The following is a 19,117-nucleotide window of genomic DNA, read 5'->3' as shown; positions in this document are numbered from 1 at the left end:
CGGGCAAACCGCCTGGTTGCTCTATAATCTCGCGGTTTTTTGCGCAGCATCGCTCCCCGCGCAAGTCGACCATCAGCCACACGCTTTCTGTCGGAATTCGCCTTGACTCAGACCTCCGCCTCCGTCCTGCTCGCTCCTGTCGCTGAAGACATGCGCGCCGTCGATGCCGTGATCCGCCGCCGCCTAGGCTCGGAGGTGGTGCTGATCAATCAGATTGGCGAATACATCATCAGCGCCGGCGGCAAGCGGCTGCGCCCGGTGATCCTGCTGCTGGTGGCAAATGCGCTCGGCTACAAGGGCGAGCATCAGCACGAGCTGGCTGCCGTGGTCGAGTTCATCCACACGGCCACGCTGCTGCACGACGATGTGGTTGACGAATCCGACTTGCGCCGCGGCCGAAAAACCGCCAACGCCGTGTTCGGCAATGCGGCCAGCGTGCTGGTGGGCGATTTCCTGTACTCGCGCGCCTTCCAGATGATGGTGCAGGCCGACAGCATGCGCATCATGCAGATCCTCGCCGACGCAACCAACATCATTTCCGAAGGCGAGGTTCTGCAACTGCTGAACATGCACGACCCGGACGTGACGGAAGAGCGCTACCTGCAGGTCATTCGCTACAAGACCGCCAAGCTGTTCGAGGCAGCCGCCCAGATCGGCGCGGTGCTTTCGGGCGCCGACGCCGCCACCGAAGAGGCCGCTGCTGAATACGGCCGCCGCATCGGCACCGCGTTCCAGATCGTCGATGATCTGCTCGACTACACGTCCACCGCTGACCAGATGGGCAAGAACGCTGGCGACGACCTGCGCGAAGGCAAGCCGACCCTGCCGCTCATCCATCTGCTATCGAACGGCACGGAAGAACAGCGTGCACTGGTGCGCCAAGCCATCGAGCAAGGCGGCACGGAACATTTCGATGCGATCTTCGCTGCCATTCAGACTTCCGGCGCGCTGGAGTACACGCGCCAGGCCGCCGAACGCGAAGCCGCTGCAGCCGAAGTAGCTGCAAACGCATTACCCCCTTCCCTTTTCCGCCAGACGCTGATAGACTTGTGTGCTTTCTCGCTGCAACGTCAGTCCTGACACGCACGAGATCTGCGAAGAAGCATCGGGGTGTAGCTTAGCCTGGTAGAGCGCTACGTTCGGGACGTAGAGGCCGGAGGTTCGAATCCTCTCACCCCGACCAGAAATTCCCTTGTCGATCAAGGACATCAAGCCCAGCAATTGCTGGGCTTTTTTGTTTCTTAACGACCCTCTGCTGGGGGGATCTACGCTAGCGGCATGCGCAACGGCCGCGCGCATCGGCACGCCAAACCCCTCTGTTATAGTGGGCACTTCGCCGTCCTTCCCCTCCCGCTTTGGACTCTTGGCCGCTCTGGGCACAAATTGGCGCCGTCGTGCTGCTGTTGTGCTGCTCCGCCTTCTTCTCGATTTCCGAAACCGCGATGATGGCGCTCAACCGCCATCGCCTGCGGCATCTTGCCAAGTCCAACGTATCGGGCGCGCGCAATACGCAGCAATTGCTCGGTCAAACCGACAAACTGCTCTCGCTCATCCTGATCGGCAACAACCTGATCAACACCGCTGTGCCGGTGCTGATTACGACGCTGGCGATCCATTACTTCGGCAACAACGGAACGACGCTGTCGATCGCCACGGCCATCGTCGCGTTTCTCATCATCGTGTTCGCCGAGATCGCCCCCAAGATCGTGGGCGCGACCTACCCAGAACGCGTTGCTTTCCCGGCCAGCTTCATCATCAAGCCGCTGATGCAGATTTCGACGCCGCTGGTCGCGGTGGTCAACGCGTTTGCCATGGGTGTGCTGCGATTGGTGCGGATCAACACACGCAAGGCGCCTGAGCAGCGCATGTCGACCGAGGAACTGCGCACGCTTGTGCTGGAATCAGGCAACTTCATTCCGCACAAGCACCGCAGCATCCTGCTCAACCTGTTCGATCTGGACGCCATCACCGTGGACGACGTGATGACGCCGCGCGCGCGGGTGGAATCGCTGGATCTGTCGCGCCCGATTGAAGAGGTCATCCAGCAACTCGAGACCTGCTACCACAACAAGCTCCCGGTGTTCGAGCAAGACAGCGATCAGGTGATCGGCATCCTGCATGTGCGCAAGGTCCTGTCACTGCTGGGGCACACCGAACTTACGCACGACGATTTCCGCGGCCTGCTCGCCGAGCCGTATTTCGTGCCGAGCGGCACACCCGTTTTCCGCCAGTTGCAGTACTTCCAGGAGAACCGCCGCCGCATCGGCCTGATCGTCAATGAATACGGCGACATGTTGGGGCTGGTGACGCTGGAAGACATCATCGAAGAGATGATCGGCGAGTTCACCACCACGCTTCCGAACGCCGGCAAGCTCGCCTGGGACAAGGAAGGCACTTATCTTGCGGATGCGGGAATGTCGTTGCGCGACCTGAACCGGCGCCTGGGCCTGAGCCTGCCAACCGACGGCCCGAAGACGCTCAACGGGTTGCTACTGGAAGTGCTGGAAGAGATTCCCGAGGCGACTGTCAGCGTGAAGATTGCGGGCTGCGTGATGGACATCGTCCAGATGGACAGCCAGTCCATCCGCACGGTGCGGCTGCACCAGCCGCCGCAGCCCAAGCGCAGCTGACGCCACACTCGAGAGCAAACGCTTCAGTTAGAACCGTTTTCTGCCGATGTGGCACAAATGCAAGCTGCGCTTTGATGCGCGCTTTACAAATGCAGGGGCGGTCGGCAAACTGCCCCGGTTCCGGGCACCACCCCCCACGAATGGGTGAGGTACCGGCGGCAGAACATAAAACAATCGCCTTGGGGGGCGAGCGCACGCTGGAGGCGGTGGGGCCCGGCGCGCGCTGAAATGGTCAGCTTCAGCCTGACGGACTGGACTCATGACACTCGGACTCGCTCTAGCGCAGAGCAGGCGGATCGCGCCCACGCTACTCACCCAGCTCGAACAGAGCGCGCGTGAAAAACGCACGCAGCTGATCGACGAGCTGGTGGGCAGCGGGATCATGAGTGCGCACGACCTCGCCGTGTTTGTCGCCGGCAAGTACCAGATGCCGCTGCTGGACCTCGCCCAGTACAAGCTCGATACCGTACCGGCCGTGCTGTCGGCCAATAAGCACTTCGCACAGTTGCGCTTGTTGCCGCTGGGCCGTCGCGAAAACCGTCTCATCCTCGCCACGTCCGACCCAAGCGATCCGAAGCCAATCGAAGAGCTGCGTCAGAAGATGAACGTGGCTATCGAAACGGTCATCGTCGAGCACGACAAGCTGGTACGCCAGCTGAGCCTCGCCAATGAGGCGCCGGCCGAAATCAAGTCGCTCTTCCCCAAGCAGGAAGCCACGCAGATCGAGTACGACCCGGGCGCTGCTGCCGCCTCGCGTCGCACCACCACCGATGGCATCGACGATGCCCCCGTGGTGCGCTTCCTGCAGAAGCTCTTTACCGAGGCCCTGTTGCGCGGCGCGTCGGACTTGCATTTCGAGCCCTTTGAAACGTTTTACCGCGTGCGTTTCCGCATCGACGGCATCCTGGCGCAGGTCGCACAGCCGCCGCTGGATATCCGCGACAAGATCGCGACCCGCATCAAGGTGCTCTCGCGCCTCGACATCTCAGAAAAGCGCGTGCCGCAAGACGGCCGCATGAAGCTGCTCATCACCGTCCCGAAAGACCGCAAGGACAAGGACAACAAAGAGACGATCGAGCGCGCCATCGACTTCCGGGTGTCGACGCTGCCGACGCTGTTCGGCGAGAAGATCGTGATCCGGATTCTGGAGTCGTCCACCGAGCGGCTCGATATTGATCAACTCGGCTACGAGCCGGAGCAAAAGCAGTTGCTGCTCGACGTGATCAAGCGGCCGTACGGCATGGTGCTCGTGACGGGGCCCACCGGCTCGGGCAAAACGGTGTCGCTGTACACGTTCCTGAACAGGCTGAACCAGGGCGACATCAACATTTCCACGGCCGAAGACCCGGCGGAAATCCAGTTGCCCGGCATCAACCAGGTCAACGTGAACGACAAGGCGGGGCTGACCTTTGCGGCGGCGCTGAAGTCGTTCCTGCGGCAGGATCCGGACATCATCATGGTGGGCGAAATCCGGGATCTGGAGACGGCCGACATCTCGATCAAGGCTGCGCAGACCGGTCACCTCGTGTTTTCCACGCTGCACACCAACGATGCCCCGACCACGCTGACCCGCCTGATGAACATGGGGGTGGCGCCGTTCAACATCGCGTCATCGGTGCTCCTGATCACGGCGCAGCGCCTGGCGCGCCGGCTGTGCAAGGAATGCAAGAAGCCGGGGCCGCTGCCCAAGGAAACGCTGCTCGACGCGGGCTTTACCGAAGCGGACGTCGACGGCTCCTGGCAGCCGTATCACCCGGTCGGTTGCGAAACCTGCAACGGCAGCGGCTACAAGGGCCGGGTCGGTATCTACCAAGTCATGCCGATCACCGAAGCGATCCAGGAGATCATCCTGACGCATGGCACTGCGCTGCAGATCGCCGAGCAGGCGCGTAAAGAGGGCGTACTGTCGCTGCGCGAGTCGGGCTTGCGAAAAGTGAAGCAGGGGCTGACTTCCCTAGAGGAAGTGCTGGCCACAACAAACCAATAACCTTCTCGATCAATCGTTCCCATACCGGGGGGTAGGAACCAACCATGGCTACACGAGCACCTGCCGCGAGATCGGCCCCAAAGAGCGCGGCCGCCGCGCCAGCGCGAAAGACCGCCAAGACAAAGGCGCCCACGCAGTACATCTTCGAGTGGGAAGGCAAAGATCGCAAAGGCAAGATCTTCAAGGGCGAGATGCGCGCCGAGAGCATCACCGAGGTGAATGCCGTCCTGCGCAAGCAAGGCCTGTCGATCACCAAGTCCAAGCGCCGCCGTGCGGCCCGCGGCAAGAAGATCACGCCGAAGGACATCGCCTACTTCACGCGCCAGCTCTCAACCATGTTGAAGGCCGGCGTCCCGCTGCTGCAGTCGGTCGACATCATCGCGAAGGGCCACGCCAATCCGAATTTCACGCAACTGCTGACGGAAATCCGTTTCGATATCGAGTCGGGCAGCAGCATGGCGCAGGCCTTCCGACGCCATCCGCAGTACTTCGACACGCTGTACTGCAACCTGATCGACGCGGGCGAACAAGGCGGTATTCTGGATGCGCTGCTCGAGCGGCTTTCGCTGTACATGGAGAAGTCGATCGCGCTGAAGGCGCAGATCAAGTCGGCGATGATCTATCCGATCTCGGTGCTGACGGTGGCCTTCTTGGTGACCGTAGTGCTGATGGTTTTCGTGGTGCCGTCCTTCAAGAGCGTATTCTCAAGCTTTGGCGCCACACTGCCCGCGCCGACTTTGGTCGTGATGGGCATTTCCGACTTCTTCGTGCAATGGTGGTACATAATCGTCTTCGCGCCCCTCATTGCCATTACGCTATTCGTCCGGGCATTTAAGCGCTCGGAGAACGTCCAACGCTCCACACATCGCTGGATTCTGCGCATGCCGATCTTCGGCAGCATCATCCGCAAGGCCACCATCGCCCGCTGGACGCGCACCCTGGCCACTATGTTTGCAGCCGGCACGCCGCTCGTGGAATCGATGGAGTCAGTGGCTGGCGCAGCCGGCAACTGGATTTATTACGATGCCACGATCGAGATCCAGCAAGCCGTGCGCATCGGTACCAGCCTGACCAACGCCATGCAAGCCACGCATGTGTTCGACAACATGGTGCTGCAGATGACCCAGATCGGTGAGGAATCCGGTGCCCTCGACAGCATGCTGCTCAAGGTGGCCGAGTTCTACGAGCGCGAGGTCGATGACGCCGTGGCCAACATATCCACGCTGATTGAACCGCTCATCATCGTGATTCTCGGCGTGCTGATCGGCGGCATGGTCGTGGCGATGTATCTGCCGATCTTCAAGCTGGGTCAGGTGGTCTGATGCCGGAGTTGTTTGTCATTCCCACGCTGGCGCAACTGCCGGCGTGGTTTGTCATTGCGGCCGGGGCGCTGGTTGGCTTGCTGGTCGGCAGCTTCCTCAACGTGGTGATCCACCGCCTGCCGCGCATGATCGAGCGAGAGGAAGCCAACTACATCGCCGAGCTGCGCGAAGAGCCGCTCCCTCATCCCGACGCGTACAACCTGATCGTGCCGCGCTCGGCGTGTCCGTCGTGCGGTCATCAGATCAAGGCGATCGAGAATATTCCCGTGATGAGCTGGCTGGCGCTACGCGGCCGCTGCAGTGCCTGCAAGACACCTATCTCGTGGCGCTATCCCGCTGTGGAACTGGTGACCGGCCTGCTGACGGCGGCCTGCCTGTGGCACTTCGGCCCGACCTGGGTGGCGGTCGCGTCGGCGGTGCTGCTGTGGTTCCTGATCGCCGGCACGATGATCGACGCCGACACGCAACTGTTGCCCGACGCCATCACCCAGCCGCTGCTCTGGCTTGGGCTGGGCGTGAATCTGTTTGGCATGTTCACGCACCTGCACGACGCCGTGATTGGTGCGATGGCCGGCTACCTGTTCCTGTGGTCGATCTACTGGGCCTACAAGCTTCTGCGCGGCCGTGAAGGCATGGGCTACGGCGACTTCAAGCTGATGGCTGCACTCGGCGCGTGGTTCGGCTGGCAGGCGCTGCCTCTGCTGGTGCTGCTCTCGTCGGTCGTGGGACTGGTGTTTGGGCTCGTGCGGATTGCGCGGGGTGCGACTAGCGAATCGCCGTTCTCGTTCGGGCCATTCATTGCCGGGGCTGGCGTGATCGCCCTGCTGGCCGGCCCGCAATTGCTCATGATGGCGGGCTTCGGTCCCCTGCTTGCGCCATAGGGGCATGGCCAGCATGCGTGTGATCGGCCTGACCGGCGGCATCGGCAGCGGCAAGAGCTACGTGGCGGACCGCCTGGCGGAGCGCGGCGCCGCCATTGTCGACACCGATGCCATTGCCCACGAGATCACCGCGCCGGGCGGCGCCGCCATTCCCAAGCTGGTCGAGACCTTCGGCGCCGGCATCCTGCGCGCAGACGGCGCCATGGACCGCGATGTCATGCGCGCCCTCGCCTTCTCGGACGCCACCGCCAAATCGCGACTGGAGCAGATCACGCACCCGCTCATCCGCGAGATTGCGCTGGCGCGCGGGGCCGCCGCACAGGCATCGGACGCGCATCCGTACCTTGTCTACGTCGTCCCCCTGTTGGTGGAATCCCTCGCCGGGCATCAAAGTTGGCGCACGCTGGTCGACCGCATTCTGGTGGTCGACTGCCCGGTTGAGTCGCAGATTGCCCGCGTGATGGCCCGCAACGGGTTGCCGCGCGCGCAGGTGGAAGCGATCGTCGCGCGCCAGGCTTCGCGCGAGGCACGCCTTGCCGCCGCCGACGACGTGATCGACAACAGCGGCACGCTGGCCGACCTGCTGCCGCAGATCGATCGTCTGGACCTAACCTACCGGTCGAATTGAAACGATCTGAAAGCGGCCGTCACAGCCCTTTGCATTGTGATGAACGAGGGTCTCGCATAGAATGCGGGCAGATCGAGGCCAAATGGGCTTCGGGGCCGCATATGCCAGCGGGCCAGCACACCGGGCACCCAAGTTTTGATCCTGTACGAATATCCCTTCAACGAACGCATTCGGACGCTGCTGCGCCTCGAAGACCTGTTCGAGCGGCTGGATTTCTTTCTCGTGCAGGAACATCCGCTGCAGCACCATGTAGCGCTGACCACCCTGTTCGAGGTGGTGGACGTAGCCGGGCGAGCCGACCTCAAATCCGATCTGCTGAAAGAACTTGATCGCCAACGCCAGACGCTCACCGCGCTGCGCGCCAACCCGCAGATCGATCAGGACGCGCTCGACGCCGTCATCAGCGAGTTGGAAACCGCCTCGAGCAATCTCACTGCCACGCATGGCAAGGCCGGCCAACTCATCGCCGACAACGAGTGGCTGACGAGCATCCGCAGCCGCGCCATCATCCCCGGCGGTACGTGCGAGTTTGATCTGCCGGCGTATTTTGCTTGGCAGCATCACCCCGCCGAGCGCCGCCGCGCCGACATCATCAAATGGGCCCAACCGCTGGTGCCGCTGCGCGACGCCACGATGATCGTGCTGCGCCTGCTGCGCGAATCAGGCCAGAGTGGCAAGGTGATTGCTAACGCTGGGAGCTATCAGCAGATGCTGTCGGGCCGCGTGTACCAGCTGATGCAGGTGCGCCTGGATGAGTCGGCGCTGGGGTTCATTCCCGAGATCAGCGCCAACAAGTACATGCTCTGGGTGCGCTTCACCCAGCAGGATGGCGACCTGCGACCCAAGCCGGTCGATGCGGATATCCCGTTCCAGTTGAAGCTCTGTAATTTCTGAGCCGCACCATGAATGTGAAGACCGTCAAATGCCCCAGCTGCGGCAAGCCCGTGCCTTGGGTGCCTGAGAGCCGCTACCGTCCCTTCTGCTCCGAGCGCTGCAAGCAGATCGACCTGGGGGCCTGGGCCGCCGAGCAGTACACCATCCCCGTGGTCGAAGAAGACGATCTGCCCGACGCACCTGGCGGGGATACGACCGGCAAGCTCAACTAGCCGTCGCTTCCTCGCGCATCCATTCGAAGACGGGCAACGTTGCCGGCAGCACCGGGTCGACGCTGATCGGCAGCGTCTGCCAGGCGAAATCCTGGCCTTCCAGCGCGCGCAATGTCCCATCCCAAGCCGTTACCTTGCAGAAGTGCAGGCGCACGTACGCGTGCGGGTAGTCGTGCTCGATGGTGTGCCAGGGCACGCAGGCGCGTAGCGTTACGTCCAGCTCTTCCTTCAGCTCACGCGTGAGCGCGGCTTCCACCGATTCGCCCGCTTCCAGCTTGCCGCCAGGAAATTCCCAGTAGCCCGCGTAAGGCTTGCCTTCTGGACGCTGGGCCAGCAAGAACTGGCCGTCCGGCTGCACCAGCACGCCAACGGCCACTTCGGTGATCTTGCGGCCGTCGGGCGTGTGCGTGGGTGGCACTTGCGTCAGATTGTCAGTCGACATGCTGCCGCCCATGCTTGCCGCCCCAGTCGCGGGCAAATTGCCATGCCACGCGGCCCGAACGCGAGCCACGCTCGAGCGCCCAGACCAGCGCGTCGCCACGTGCAGCGGCGATGTCCTCGTCGCTGCAGCCGAAATGCTTGAGCCAGTGGCCAACGATGGTCAGGTATTCGTCCTGCTTGGGCGGGTAGAACGACAGCCACAGCCCGAAGCGCTCCGACAACGAGATCTTCTCTTCCACCACTTCGCCCGGATGGATTTCGCCGTCAGACGTGTGCTGATAGGTCTCGTTGTCCTTCATGTATTCCGGCAGCAGATGGCGCCGGTTGGACGTCGCGTAGATCAGCACGTTGTCTGATTGCGTTGCCACCGAGCCGTCCAGCGCAGACTTCAGCGCCTTGTAGCCCGATTCGCCTTCTTCAAACGAAAGGTCATCGTAGAAGATCGCGAAGCGCTCGGGGCGCGTCGAAAGCTGCTCGACGATATCGCCCAGATCGGCCAGATCATCCTTGTCGACTTCGACCAGGCGCAGCCCGTCTTTCACGAATTCGTTCAGGCACGCCTTGATGAGCGACGACTTGCCGGTACCACGTGCGCCCGTGAGCAGCACGTTATTGGCCGGCAGCTTGCTGACGAACTGGCGCGTGTTGGCGACGATGGCGTCTTTCTGGCGTTCGATGTTGTGCAGATCGCTCAGGTGGATCGGCGGCAGTTGGCGGATCGGCGCGAGATAGCCGATATTGCCGAACAGGCTCTGACGTTTTCGCCAGCGGAAGGCAACGGCCTCGTTCCAATCCGCCTCGGTCAGTTCGGGCGGCAGCCATTGCTCGAGCCGCCCAAGAAAGCGGTCGAGCCGTGCGGAAAGGTCGGACGACATGGAGGCAGACTCCGGATTACGAACGGTAGTCCGCGTTGATCGACACGTAGTCGTGCGAGAAGTCGCACGTCCACACGGTGGCGGTGGCGTCGCCGCGGCCGAGCGCGATGCGCACGGTGATCTCCGCCTGCTTCATCACACGCTGGCCGTCTTCTTCGCGGTACTCGGGGTTGCGGCCACCGTCACGCGCGACCCACACGTCGTCGAGCCACAGATTGACGCCGTTTACGTCAAGGTCCGTCACGCCAGCGTAGCCCACGGCCGCCAGGATACGGCCGAGGTTGGGGTCCGAAGCGTAGAACGCGGTCTTGACCAGCGGCGAGTGCGCGACCGCATAGGCGATCAGGCGACACTCCTCAACATTGCGGCCGCCCTCGACCTGGATGGCCATGAACTTCGTCGCCCCCTCGCCGTCGCGCACGATCTTCTGCGCAAGCTCTTGCGCGAGGCCCGTCAGCGCATCGCGCAGCGCCGCGTAATCAGGGTGCGATTCGGAATCGATGCGCGGCGTGCCGGCGCGGCCCGTCGCGATGACGACGAACGAGTCGTTGGTCGACGTATCGCCGTCCACCGTCACGCTGTTGAACGAATGATCGGCGGCGTGGCGCACCAGACCTTGCAGCACAGCTTCGTCCACATTGGCATCGGTGGCGATGAAGCCCAGCATCGTCGCCATGTTCGGACGGATCATGCCCGCGCCCTTGCTGATGCCCGACATGCGCACCGTCTTGCCCGACAGCGTGCACGTGGCGGATGCCGCCTTGGGTACGGTGTCGGTGGTCATGATGGCCTCAGCGGCGGCCAGCCAGTTGTCCGGCTTGGCGTTCGCCTCAGCCGCAGGCAGTCCGGCGATGATGCGGTCGACCGGCAGCGGCTCCAGAATTACGCCCGTGGAAAACGGCAGCACCTGCTCCGCCGACACGCCCAGCAGCTTGGCCACGGCATCGCAGGTCTGGCGTGCATGCGCGAGGCCCGGCGCGCCCGTGCCGGCATTCGCGTTGCCCGTGTTCACAACGATCGCCCGCGCCCCCTTGCCGCTCGCCAGATGCTCGCGGCACACCTGCACTGGCGCCGCGCAGAAACGGTTCTGCGTGAACACACCAGCCACCGCCGAGCCATCGGCGATACGAACGAGCAGCACATCCTTGCGATTGGCCTTGCGTACACCGGCCTCGGCCCAGCCGAGTTCCACGCCGTCGATCGGCAACAGTGAGTCAGCGGCGGGCGCGACGAGATTCACAGCCATGGAGCACACCTTTCAAAATGAGGATGCCCGCATTGCGGGCATCATGAATCAACAGAAAACAGGTTCTAAGCGGCGTCAGACGAGTTTGCCGTGGCACTGCTTGTACTTCTTGCCCGAACCGCATGGGCACGGGTCATTGCGGCCAACCTTCGGCACTTCGCCGGCCAGTGCGGCAGCAGCGGCAGATGCCGCCGAACGCGGTGCGGCCATAGCCGGCGTTGCGCCATGGATCTCTGCATCGCCGGCGGCCACTTCGGCGAGTTCACTGAACTCGTCGTGCTTGTACTGCAGGTTGCTCAGCGCGGAAAGATCTTCTTCGATCTGCTCGGAAGCCTGCTCCAGCTCTTCCTGCGACTGGATACGCACCGTGAAGACAATACGCGTGACTTCGTTGCGGATGGTATCGAGCAAGCGGCCGAACAATTCGAACGACTCGCGCTTGTACTCTTGCTTCGGGTCCTTCTGCGCATAGCCGCGCAGGTGGATGCCCTGTCGCAGCATGTCGAGCGCAGCCAGGTGCTCACGCCAGTGCGTGTCGAGGCTTTGCAGCATCACCGAACGCTCGAAGCCGGCGAACGACTCGCGGCCCACTTGCGCCACCTTGCCTTCGTACACCGCTTCGGCAGCCTCCAGCACCATCTTGAGCAGGTCTTCGTCTTCGATCGACTGCGCGTCTTCCAGCGTCTTCACCAGCGGCTGGTCGACACCCCAGTCTTCGCGCAGAATCTTCTCCAGGCCGGCAACATCCCACTGCTCTTCCATGGTCTCGGCCGGCACATACGTGCGGAACAGCTCGGTGAACACGGACTCGCGCAGGTTCTTGACCAGATCGCCCACGTCCTGCGCTTCGAGAATCTCGTTACGCAGCTTGTAGAGTTCCTTGCGCTGATCGTTGGAGACGTCGTCGTACTGCAGCAGTTGCTTGCGGATATCGAAGTTGCGGCCTTCGACCTTGCGCTGCGCCGATTCGATCGAGCGCGTGACGATACCGGCTTCGATCGGCTCGCCCTCGGGCATCTTCAGGCGATCCATGATCGCGCGCACGCGGTCGCCCGCGAAGATGCGCAGCAGCTGATCGTCCAACGACAGATAAAAGCGCGACGAACCCGGATCACCCTGACGGCCGGCACGGCCCCGCAACTGGTTATCGATCCGGCGCGATTCGTGGCGCTCGGTACCGACGATGTGCAGACCACCGGCGGCCTTCACCTGCTCGTGCAGCGATTGCCATTCGTCCTGCAGTTGCTTCACGCGTGCGGCCTTCTCTTCATCAGAGAGCGATTCGTCCGCCATCACGAAAGCGGATTGCTTCTCCACGTTGCCGCCCAGCACGATGTCGGTACCGCGACCGGCCATGTTGGTGGCGATGGTGATCGCCTTCGGCCGGCCCGCTTCCGCGATGATGGCGGCTTCGCGCTCGTGCTGCTTCGCGTTGAGCACCTGGTGCGGCAGCTTGACCTGGTTCAGCAGGTTCGACAGCAGCTCGGAGTTTTCGATGGACGTCGTGCCCACCAGCACCGGCTGACCACGCTCGTAGCAATCGCGAATGTCGCGAATGACGGCGTCGTAGCGCTCCTTCGAGGTCTTGTAGATCTGATCCTGCAAGTCCTTGCGCTGCGGCGTGCGGTTGGTCGGGATCACCACGGTCTCAAGGCCGTAGATCTCCTGGAATTCGTACGCTTCCGTGTCCGCCGTGCCGGTCATGCCCGACAGCTTGTTGTACATGCGGAAGTAGTTCTGGAACGTGATGGTCGCCAGCGTCTGGTTTTCCTGCTGGATCTGCACGCCTTCCTTGGCCTCCACGGCCTGGTGCAGACCGTCGGACCAACGGCGGCCCGACATCAGGCGGCCAGTGAATTCATCGACGATCACCACTTCACCGTTCTGCACCACGTAGTGCTGATCGCGGAAGAACAGGCTGTGCGCACGCAGGGCGGCGTACAGGTGGTGCATCAGCGTGATGTTCTGCGGCGCGTAGAGCGACTCGCCCTCGCCAATCAAGCCGGCTTGCAGCAGGATCTGCTCTGCCTTCTCGTGACCGGATTCGGTCAGGTAGACCTGGTGCGATTTCTCGTCGACGTAGTAGTCGCCCGGCTTCTCGACGCCCGTGCCATCCGACTTCTCTTCGCCGATCTGGCGTGTGAGCTGCGCGGGGATGCCGTTCATGCGGCGGTACAGGTCGGTGTGATCTTCGGCCTGGCCAGAAATGATCAGCGGGGTACGCGCTTCATCGATCAGGATCGAGTCCACCTCGTCGACGATCGCGTAGTTCAGCGGACGCTGCACGCGCTGGCCGGCGTCGTACACCATGTTGTCGCGCAGGTAGTCGAAGCCGAACTCGTTGTTGGTGCCGTAAGTGATGTCCGACGCGTAGGCGGCCTGCTTCTGGTCGTGGTCCATGGTGGTCAGGTTGACCCCCACCGACAGGCCCAGCCAGTTGTACAGGCGGCCCATCCACTCGGCATCGCGCTGTGCCAGGTAATCGTTGACCGTCACGACGTGCACGCCCTGGCCGGAGATGGCGTTCAGGTACACGGCCAGCGTCGCGGTCAGCGTCTTGCCTTCACCCGTGCGCATTTCGGCGATCTTGCCGTCGTGCAGCACCATGCCACCGACCAGCTGCACGTCGAAGTGCCGCATCTTCATCACGCGCTTGCTGGCCTCGCGGCACACGGCGAACGCTTCGGGCAACAGCGCATCGAGCGTCTCGCCCTTGGCAAAACGTTGGCGGAATTCCTCGGTCTTGGCCTGCAGCTCGGCATCGGAGAGCGCTTCGAACTTGGGCTCGAGCGCGTTGATCTGCGCCACCTTGCGGCGGTACTGTTTGATCAGCCGTTCATTACGGCTGCCGAAAATCTTCTTGAGAAGGCCCGTGATCATCGATGGCTAGGGCTGGTGAGCCACCCGGAAAGCGCGTCGAGGAGACCGCGAAACATAGGCAGCACAACGGCCCGGAAAGGGTTGGCGCAAAGGCGGGAGTTTAGCATGTGCAAAACTCCCGCTTGATGGCGGCAGACGCGCCGGATGTGGCAGGAACGCCGCACTTTAACGCCGCACCGAACGCCGTTCGGGCGGCTACACACTCACGCTGAACTGGGGACGGGCGCCCCCGATTGCAACCCGGGCCAGATCAATGGCCGGCCGCCGCCATGCTCTTTCCGATATCGGCCGCCGCAACTTTCGGCGCGGGCGCATTGGCCGCCATCTTGGGTTGCCCCGCGTTCTCCAGGAAAGCCACCGGATTCTGCGGGACGTCATTGACATGCACCTCGAAGTGCAGATGCGGGCCTGTGGCGCGGCCTGTGCGGCCGATCAGCGCGATGCGCTCTCCCGCCTTCACGATGTCACCGACCTTCACGAAGACCTTGGACGCATGCGCATAGCGCGTCTTCAGGCCGTTACCGTGGTCGATGTCGATCATGTTGCCGTATTCGTGGTGGAATTCGCTGGCCACCACCACGCCGCCAGCAGCCGCCACGATGGGCGTGCCGACGGGCCCGACAAAATCGACACCATCATGCTGCGTGCGCCGGCCCGTGAACGGATCGATCCGCGTGCCAAACCCGGAGGAATCGTAGCCCGTGGCCACCGGGCGCACGGTGGGCATCATCTTGGCGTGGATCTGCCGGTCCATCAGGGTGCTCTCCAGCACGCTGAGGTAATCGGTGCGCTGGTCGGCCGAGCGCGTCAGGCGGTTCAGCTCGGACTGAATTTCCGGCATCGACATCGGCCGAGAGAATGCACCCTCCGGCCCGCCGCGGCTCGGCTGCGATTTGAAATCGAACTCGCGCGGCGGCACACCTGCCAGCCCTGACACACGGGCGCCCAGGGCGTCCAGGCGCGCGATCTGCGCCTGCATTTCGCCAATGCGCGCAGCCATCAGGTTGAGGTTTTCGCGGGTGACACGCTGGTCAGCGCCGGCAACCGCGGAAGCGGTTGCGCCAGGCAGCAGGCCTTGCTTGGCCGCCAGCCACGTCCCACCGACGGACAGAGCCGCCACGGTCAGCAGTGCCGCACCAATAGCCACGAAGACGCCGCGTCGCGACAGGTGCGTCGCGCCGGCCTTGCGTGGGTGAATCAGGATGATCTGCATCGCTCGTTTTCCGGACAAAAAAGCTGCCCACCGGCACGAAAGCGCGATGAAGCGCCCTACAATGCCGGCATGCGAATCTTTGTTCATCCCGCTCTCAAGACGCCTGTGGCAAAACCCGTCCAGGACTGGCTTTCGGGTGCCGGTTCGGTCGGCCCGCTGATGCAGGCGGCCAGGCAATTGGCGTCGTTGGAAGCGGAGGTGTTGTCGCTGTTGCCGCCCGGCTTGGGCGGCGGTGTGGCCATCGGCGGCATCAAGAACGATGCGCGCGATAGCCGGGAAGCGACTCTGGTGTTGCTCGCCGCACATAGTGCGGCTGCGGCGCGCTTACGGCAGGTGGTACCCACCTTGCTGGAGCGTCTGCAACGCCGGGGATCGCAGATTACCGCAATTCGTGTACGGGTACAACCGCAGGGCGGCAGCGACAGTTTATGGCCACAAGAGACCGAAAAGCCGCCTAAACGCGCCAAGATGACGGCAGTTGGGGTCAATAGCTTGGCGGCGCTGGCCAACGAACTGCCTGATTCGCCACTCCGCCAAGCGTTGGCTGAAATGATTGCCCGGCACGTGCCCCCTGTCGCAGGACCTAAATAAAAAGCGCCCCGTGGGGCGCTTTTTCATGGCGACGATCGCCTCGGCCGGTCAAGAAAACGCTGGTTGCAACTGGGGCAAGAACGCGCGCGGCGCCTCTTCCACCTTGTCGAACGTCACCATCTCGTAGGCCGTTTCGTCCGCCAGCAGCGCGCGCAGCAGCGCGTTGTTCAGGCCGTGGCCCGACTTGTGCGCCGTGTACGCGGCAATCAGCGGATGGCCGACCACATACAGATCGCCAATCGCGTCGAGAATCTTGTGACGGACGAACTCATCGCCATAGCGCAGTTCGTCGTTGTTCAGCATGCGGTGCTCGTCGAGCACGATGGCGTTGTCGAGGCTGCCGCCGCGTGCCAAGCCGACCTCGCGCAGCATTTCAACTTCGTGCGCGAAACCGAACGTGCGGGCGCGGGCAATTTCGCGCGTGTAGCTGGTATCGGCAAAGTCGATTTCGAACGTCTGGCCGGTTTTATCGACGGCCGGATGGCGGAACTCGATGGTGAACGACAGCTTGAAGCCGAAGTATGGGTCGAGGCGGGCAAGCTTGTCGCCCTCGCGGATTTCCACCGGCTTGATCACGCGGATGAACTGCTTGGCTGCGCCCTGCTCTTCAATGCCCGCCGATTGCAGCAGAAACACGAACGAGGCTGCACTGCCGTCCATGATGGGAATTTCTTCGGCGTCGACGTCGACATAGAGGTTGTCGATGCCGAGGCCGGCGCACGCGGACATCAGATGTTCGACGGTCGACACACGTGCACCGTCCTTCTGCAGCACAGACGCCAGGCGTGTATCGCCGATGGCGCTGGCGGTGGCGGGAATCTCGACGGCCGGGTCGAGGTCAACGCGCGTGAAGACGATGCCGGTGCCTGCGGCTGCCGGGCGCAACGTCAACGTCACCTTACGGCCCGAGTGCAACCCGATACCGACGGTCTTGACGAGGGACTTGATGGTGCGTTGTTTCAACATGGCCGCCCTCAACTCACGAAATTTCTACGATTGTTTTTATCTATGCAGTCTGCATAGGTGATAACCCTAAGCATACCATTTTCACATCCCTGCCTTCAAAACGACTTTTGTATCGGGATGTTAGGCGTCCTCATACTTTGCTCAACCTTAGCCCACGCACATTCAGCGCCACGGACCAGTCAGTTGCGTGGCGAGGCGGCATAGCGGGCGGTACTCCGCCATTCGGGGGAGCCGCGCGGGTGGCGTCAGAGTATCGCCAGGATCGATTCGGCGCTGCTGACGGCGAACTGTCCGGGCGCTTCCACCTGTAGCGCTGTTACCACACCGTCCTTCACGACCATCGCGTAGCGCTGTGAACGCACGCCCATGCCGCGCTTGGAGAGGTCCTGCTCCAGGCCGAGCTTGCTGGTGAACTCAGCACTACCGTCACCCAGCATGCGGATTTTGTCGTCCGTGCCCTGCGCGCGGGCCCAGGCCCCCATCACGAAGGCATCGTTGACGGACACACACCAGATCTCGTCGACGCCCTTGGCGCGCAACGCGTCGAAGTGGGCAAGGTAGCCGGGCACATGCCGCGCCGAGCAGGTCGGCGTGAACGCGCCAGGCAGCCCGAAGATGACGATCGTCTTGCCCTCGGCCAGGTGCTGGACGGAGAAAGCGTTGGGGCCGAGCGCGCAGCCGTCCTTTTCCACTTCAAAGAACTCGTAGAGCGTTGCGTCGGGCAGCGGTTGACCAGGCTGGATCATGATCGTCAGGGAGCGTGCGCGGATATCGCGATCATAGAACTTGCCACGCGAGCGCGCAGCCGGTTCGAAAAAACAAGACCGCCCGCGTGAACGAATCACGCGGGCGGTCTTGGGAGACAACACCATCAGGCAGCTTGGGGCGGAACGCACCGCGCGCGGCACAACGAACGGATACACCCGCCGGGCGGGGTGAACCCTTCCGGGGAGGCGGCCAGAGGCCAACCTGCCCGGCGGCAACGACTGTGTCCGGTTCGTCGAGCGCTGTCGACTGGCGAGCGGCGGGCCATCACACAACGGCGATCACGGGAGGGGAGCCGTGAATCGCGCGCGGCGTGTGGTGCCGCAGGCAGTCGGACGTGCGCGAGCGCTATCGAACCAACGCAGGCCCGATCAGTCCGCCTGCTTGCGCAGGAATGCCGGAATGTCGTACGTGTCGACGCCCTTCTCTTGCAGTGCTGCCACGTGAGCCGATGCCGACTCACGCGAGCTGCGCCACACGGCCGGGGTGTCGAAATTGCTGTAGTCCGGCGCAGCTGCCACCGAGTGACCGGCGCCACCGCCGAAAGCCACTGGCTGGTTGTCGGTACCGGTCTTCAGCAGCGTCATCGTCTGCTGCTGTTGTTGCTTGTTGCGAGCGGCGCGGCCCAGGCCCGTGGCAACCACGGTCACGCGCAGCGCGTCGCCCATGGCGTCGTCGTAGACCGTACCGAAAATGACGGTGGCATCTTCCGCGGCATAGCTGCGGATGGTGTTCATCACTTCCTTGGTCTCGGACAGCTTGAGCGAGCGGCTGGCCGTGATGTTCACCAGCACGCCACGCGCACCCGACAGGTCCACGCCTTCCAGCAGCGGGCTGGCCACGGCTTGCTCAGCGGCCAGACGCGCACGGTCGACGCCGGACACGGTGGCCGTGCCCATCATCGCCTTGCCTTGCTCGCCCATCACGGTCTTCACGTCTTCAAAGTCGACGTTCACCAGACCATCGACGTTGATGATTTCCGCAATGCCGGCCACCGCGTTGTGCAGCACGTCGTCGGCGCACTGGAAGCACTTGTCCATCTCGGCGTCGTCGCCCATGACTTCGAAGAGCTTTTCGTTCAACACGACGATCAGCGAATCGACGTTGCCTTCGAGGTCGTTCGCGCCATGTTCGCCAACCTTCGAGCGGCGTGCGCCTTCGAAGTCGAACGGCTTGGACACCACGCCCACGGTCAGGATGCCCATTTCCTTGGCCACCTGTGCAACCACCGGTGCTGCGCCCGTGCCCGTACCGCCGCCCATGCCGGCAGTGATGAAGACCATGTGCGCGCCACGCAGTGCGTCGGCGATCTGCTCACGGGCTTCCTCTGCGCAGTGCTTGCCCACTTCCGGCTTGGCCCCAGCGCCCAGGCCGGTGCTGCCGAGTTGCAGCACGCGCGATGCGGTCGAGCGCTTGAGCGCCTGCGCATCGGTGTTCATGCAGATGAATTCCACGCCTTGCACGCCGCGGTTGATCATGTGCTGCACGGCATTACCGCCCGCGCCGCCGACGCCGACCACCTTGATGATGGTGCCGTCCTGCATTTCCGTTTCAATCATGTCGAAGTCCATCATTGCCTCCAGAAG

General features: G+C 63.1%; 17 protein-coding genes and 1 tRNA gene. 10 read left to right on the top strand and 8 right to left on the bottom strand.

Annotated elements, in window-relative coordinates; genetic code table 11:
• The first annotated feature begins 150 nt into the window (after positions 1-150).
• From ispB to ACTJK4_RS23815, 9 genes are all read left to right on the top strand, one after another.
• Positions 151-1,080, top strand: a complete 930-nt coding sequence (ispB, locus tag ACTJK4_RS23855) for an octaprenyl diphosphate synthase (protein WP_414561432.1) — start codon at positions 151-153, stop codon at positions 1,078-1,080.
• 26 nt (positions 1,081-1,106) lie between these two features.
• Positions 1,107-1,183 (top strand) — tRNA-Pro (locus ACTJK4_RS23850).
• A 172-nt stretch (positions 1,184-1,355) separates the two neighbouring features.
• Positions 1,356-2,630 (top strand): HlyC/CorC family transporter, encoded by a 1,275-nt coding sequence (locus ACTJK4_RS23845; RefSeq protein ID WP_414561105.1) that lies wholly within the window; start codon positions 1,356-1,358, stop codon positions 2,628-2,630.
• Positions 2,631-2,889: 259 nt separating this feature from the next.
• Positions 2,890-4,617, top strand: coding sequence for a type IV-A pilus assembly ATPase PilB (pilB, locus tag ACTJK4_RS23840; protein WP_232041069.1), 1,728 nt, complete (start codon positions 2,890-2,892; stop codon positions 4,615-4,617).
• Positions 4,618-4,661: 44 nt separating this feature from the next.
• Positions 4,662-5,939, top strand: coding sequence for a type II secretion system F family protein (locus ACTJK4_RS23835; RefSeq protein ID WP_433865366.1), 1,278 nt, complete (start codon positions 4,662-4,664; stop codon positions 5,937-5,939).
• On the top strand, positions 5,939-6,820 hold the full coding sequence (locus tag ACTJK4_RS23830) for a prepilin peptidase (protein ID WP_440819113.1): 882 nt from the start codon (positions 5,939-5,941) through the stop codon (positions 6,818-6,820). Before ACTJK4_RS23835 ends, ACTJK4_RS23830 begins: the two co-directional genes overlap by 1 nt.
• Before the next feature lie 13 nt (positions 6,821-6,833).
• On the top strand, positions 6,834-7,448 hold the full coding sequence (gene coaE, locus ACTJK4_RS23825; RefSeq protein ID WP_260802255.1) for a dephospho-CoA kinase: 615 nt from the start codon (positions 6,834-6,836) through the stop codon (positions 7,446-7,448).
• A 135-nt stretch (positions 7,449-7,583) separates the two neighbouring features.
• A complete protein-coding gene (zapD, locus tag ACTJK4_RS23820; protein ID WP_232041072.1) occupies positions 7,584-8,342 on the top strand; it encodes a cell division protein ZapD in 759 nt (252 codons plus the stop codon).
• Positions 8,343-8,350: 8 nt separating this feature from the next.
• On the top strand, positions 8,351-8,554 hold the full coding sequence (locus tag ACTJK4_RS23815; RefSeq protein WP_232041073.1) for a DNA gyrase inhibitor YacG: 204 nt from the start codon (positions 8,351-8,353) through the stop codon (positions 8,552-8,554).
• On the opposite strand, the gene ACTJK4_RS23810 is transcribed toward ACTJK4_RS23815, so the two are convergent.
• From ACTJK4_RS23810 to ACTJK4_RS23790, 5 genes are all read right to left on the bottom strand, one after another.
• A complete protein-coding gene (locus tag ACTJK4_RS23810) occupies positions 8,547-8,996 on the bottom strand; it encodes an NUDIX domain-containing protein (protein ID WP_316881901.1) in 450 nt (149 codons plus the stop codon). The genes ACTJK4_RS23815 and ACTJK4_RS23810 overlap by 8 nt on opposite strands.
• Entirely contained in the window at positions 8,986-9,870 is an 885-nt protein-coding gene (locus ACTJK4_RS23805; RefSeq protein ID WP_440819112.1) for an ATP-binding protein, read from the bottom strand. Before ACTJK4_RS23805 ends, ACTJK4_RS23810 begins: the two co-directional genes overlap by 11 nt.
• A gap of 16 nt (positions 9,871-9,886) precedes the next feature.
• The gene (argJ, locus tag ACTJK4_RS23800) at positions 9,887-11,116 is read right to left on the bottom strand and encodes a bifunctional glutamate N-acetyltransferase/amino-acid acetyltransferase ArgJ (RefSeq protein WP_440819111.1); all 1,230 of its coding nucleotides are present in this window, start codon (positions 11,114-11,116) and stop codon (positions 9,887-9,889) included.
• Positions 11,117-11,191: 75 nt separating this feature from the next.
• Positions 11,192-13,996: a preprotein translocase subunit SecA gene (gene secA / locus ACTJK4_RS23795; RefSeq protein WP_232041077.1), complete on the bottom strand. Its 2,805-nt coding sequence runs from the start codon at positions 13,994-13,996 to the stop codon at positions 11,192-11,194.
• Between the two features lie 250 nt (positions 13,997-14,246).
• The gene (locus tag ACTJK4_RS23790; RefSeq protein ID WP_260802228.1) at positions 14,247-15,209 is read right to left on the bottom strand and encodes a M23 family metallopeptidase; all 963 of its coding nucleotides are present in this window, start codon (positions 15,207-15,209) and stop codon (positions 14,247-14,249) included.
• A gap of 69 nt (positions 15,210-15,278) precedes the next feature.
• Between ACTJK4_RS23790 and ACTJK4_RS23785 the strand changes: the two genes are divergently transcribed.
• On the top strand, positions 15,279-15,800 hold the full coding sequence (locus tag ACTJK4_RS23785; protein WP_045204768.1) for a DciA family protein: 522 nt from the start codon (positions 15,279-15,281) through the stop codon (positions 15,798-15,800).
• A gap of 48 nt (positions 15,801-15,848) precedes the next feature.
• Here ACTJK4_RS23785 and lpxC read toward each other — a convergent pair whose 3' ends face one another.
• The 3 genes from lpxC to ftsZ all read right to left on the bottom strand — a co-directional run bounded on the left by lpxC (position 15,849) and on the right by ftsZ (position 19,102).
• Entirely contained in the window at positions 15,849-16,766 is a 918-nt protein-coding gene (gene lpxC / locus ACTJK4_RS23780; protein ID WP_440819110.1) for a UDP-3-O-acyl-N-acetylglucosamine deacetylase, read from the bottom strand.
• A gap of 245 nt (positions 16,767-17,011) precedes the next feature.
• A complete protein-coding gene (locus ACTJK4_RS23775) occupies positions 17,012-17,512 on the bottom strand; it encodes a peroxiredoxin (RefSeq protein ID WP_252690551.1) in 501 nt (166 codons plus the stop codon).
• Between the two features lie 390 nt (positions 17,513-17,902).
• Positions 17,903-19,102, bottom strand: coding sequence for a cell division protein FtsZ (gene ftsZ / locus ACTJK4_RS23770; protein ID WP_012436466.1), 1,200 nt, complete (start codon positions 19,100-19,102; stop codon positions 17,903-17,905).
• Between the last annotated feature and the right edge of the window lie 15 nt (positions 19,103-19,117).

Origin of the sequence: Ralstonia sp. 22111 (assembly GCF_052045895.1) — a bacterium.
Classification (GTDB): Bacteria; Pseudomonadota; Gammaproteobacteria; order Burkholderiales; family Burkholderiaceae; genus Ralstonia; species Ralstonia wenshanensis.
The sequence above is the reverse complement of the archived record's forward strand: the minus strand, read 5'-3'. Positions and strand labels throughout refer to the sequence as shown.

Coding starts and splice junctions, on each gene's coding strand:
- ispB (WP_414561432.1), top strand. CDS start 151: ATGCGCGCCGTCGATGCCGTGATCCGCCGCCGCCTAGGCTCGGAGGTG.
- pilB (WP_232041069.1), top strand. CDS start 2,890: ATGACACTCGGACTCGCTCTAGCGCAGAGCAGGCGGATCGCGCCCACG.
- ACTJK4_RS23835 (WP_433865366.1), top strand. CDS start 4,662: ATGGCTACACGAGCACCTGCCGCGAGATCGGCCCCAAAGAGCGCGGCC.
- ACTJK4_RS23830 (WP_440819113.1), top strand. CDS start 5,939: ATGCCGGAGTTGTTTGTCATTCCCACGCTGGCGCAACTGCCGGCGTGG.
- coaE (WP_260802255.1), top strand. CDS start 6,834: ATGCGTGTGATCGGCCTGACCGGCGGCATCGGCAGCGGCAAGAGCTAC.
- ACTJK4_RS23815 (WP_232041073.1), top strand. CDS start 8,351: ATGAATGTGAAGACCGTCAAATGCCCCAGCTGCGGCAAGCCCGTGCCT.
- ACTJK4_RS23810 (WP_316881901.1), bottom strand. CDS start 8,996: ATGTCGACTGACAATCTGACGCAAGTGCCACCCACGCACACGCCCGAC.
- ACTJK4_RS23805 (WP_440819112.1), bottom strand. CDS start 9,870: ATGTCGTCCGACCTTTCCGCACGGCTCGACCGCTTTCTTGGGCGGCTC.
- argJ (WP_440819111.1), bottom strand. CDS start 11,116: ATGGCTGTGAATCTCGTCGCGCCCGCCGCTGACTCACTGTTGCCGATC.
- secA (WP_232041077.1), bottom strand. CDS start 13,996: ATGATCACGGGCCTTCTCAAGAAGATTTTCGGCAGCCGTAATGAACGG.
- ACTJK4_RS23790 (WP_260802228.1), bottom strand. CDS start 15,209: ATGCAGATCATCCTGATTCACCCACGCAAGGCCGGCGCGACGCACCTG.
- ACTJK4_RS23785 (WP_045204768.1), top strand. CDS start 15,279: ATGCGAATCTTTGTTCATCCCGCTCTCAAGACGCCTGTGGCAAAACCC.
- lpxC (WP_440819110.1), bottom strand. CDS start 16,766: ATGTTGAAACAACGCACCATCAAGTCCCTCGTCAAGACCGTCGGTATC.
- ACTJK4_RS23775 (WP_252690551.1), bottom strand. CDS start 17,512: ATGATCCAGCCTGGTCAACCGCTGCCCGACGCAACGCTCTACGAGTTC.
- ftsZ (WP_012436466.1), bottom strand. CDS start 19,102: ATGGACTTCGACATGATTGAAACGGAAATGCAGGACGGCACCATCATC.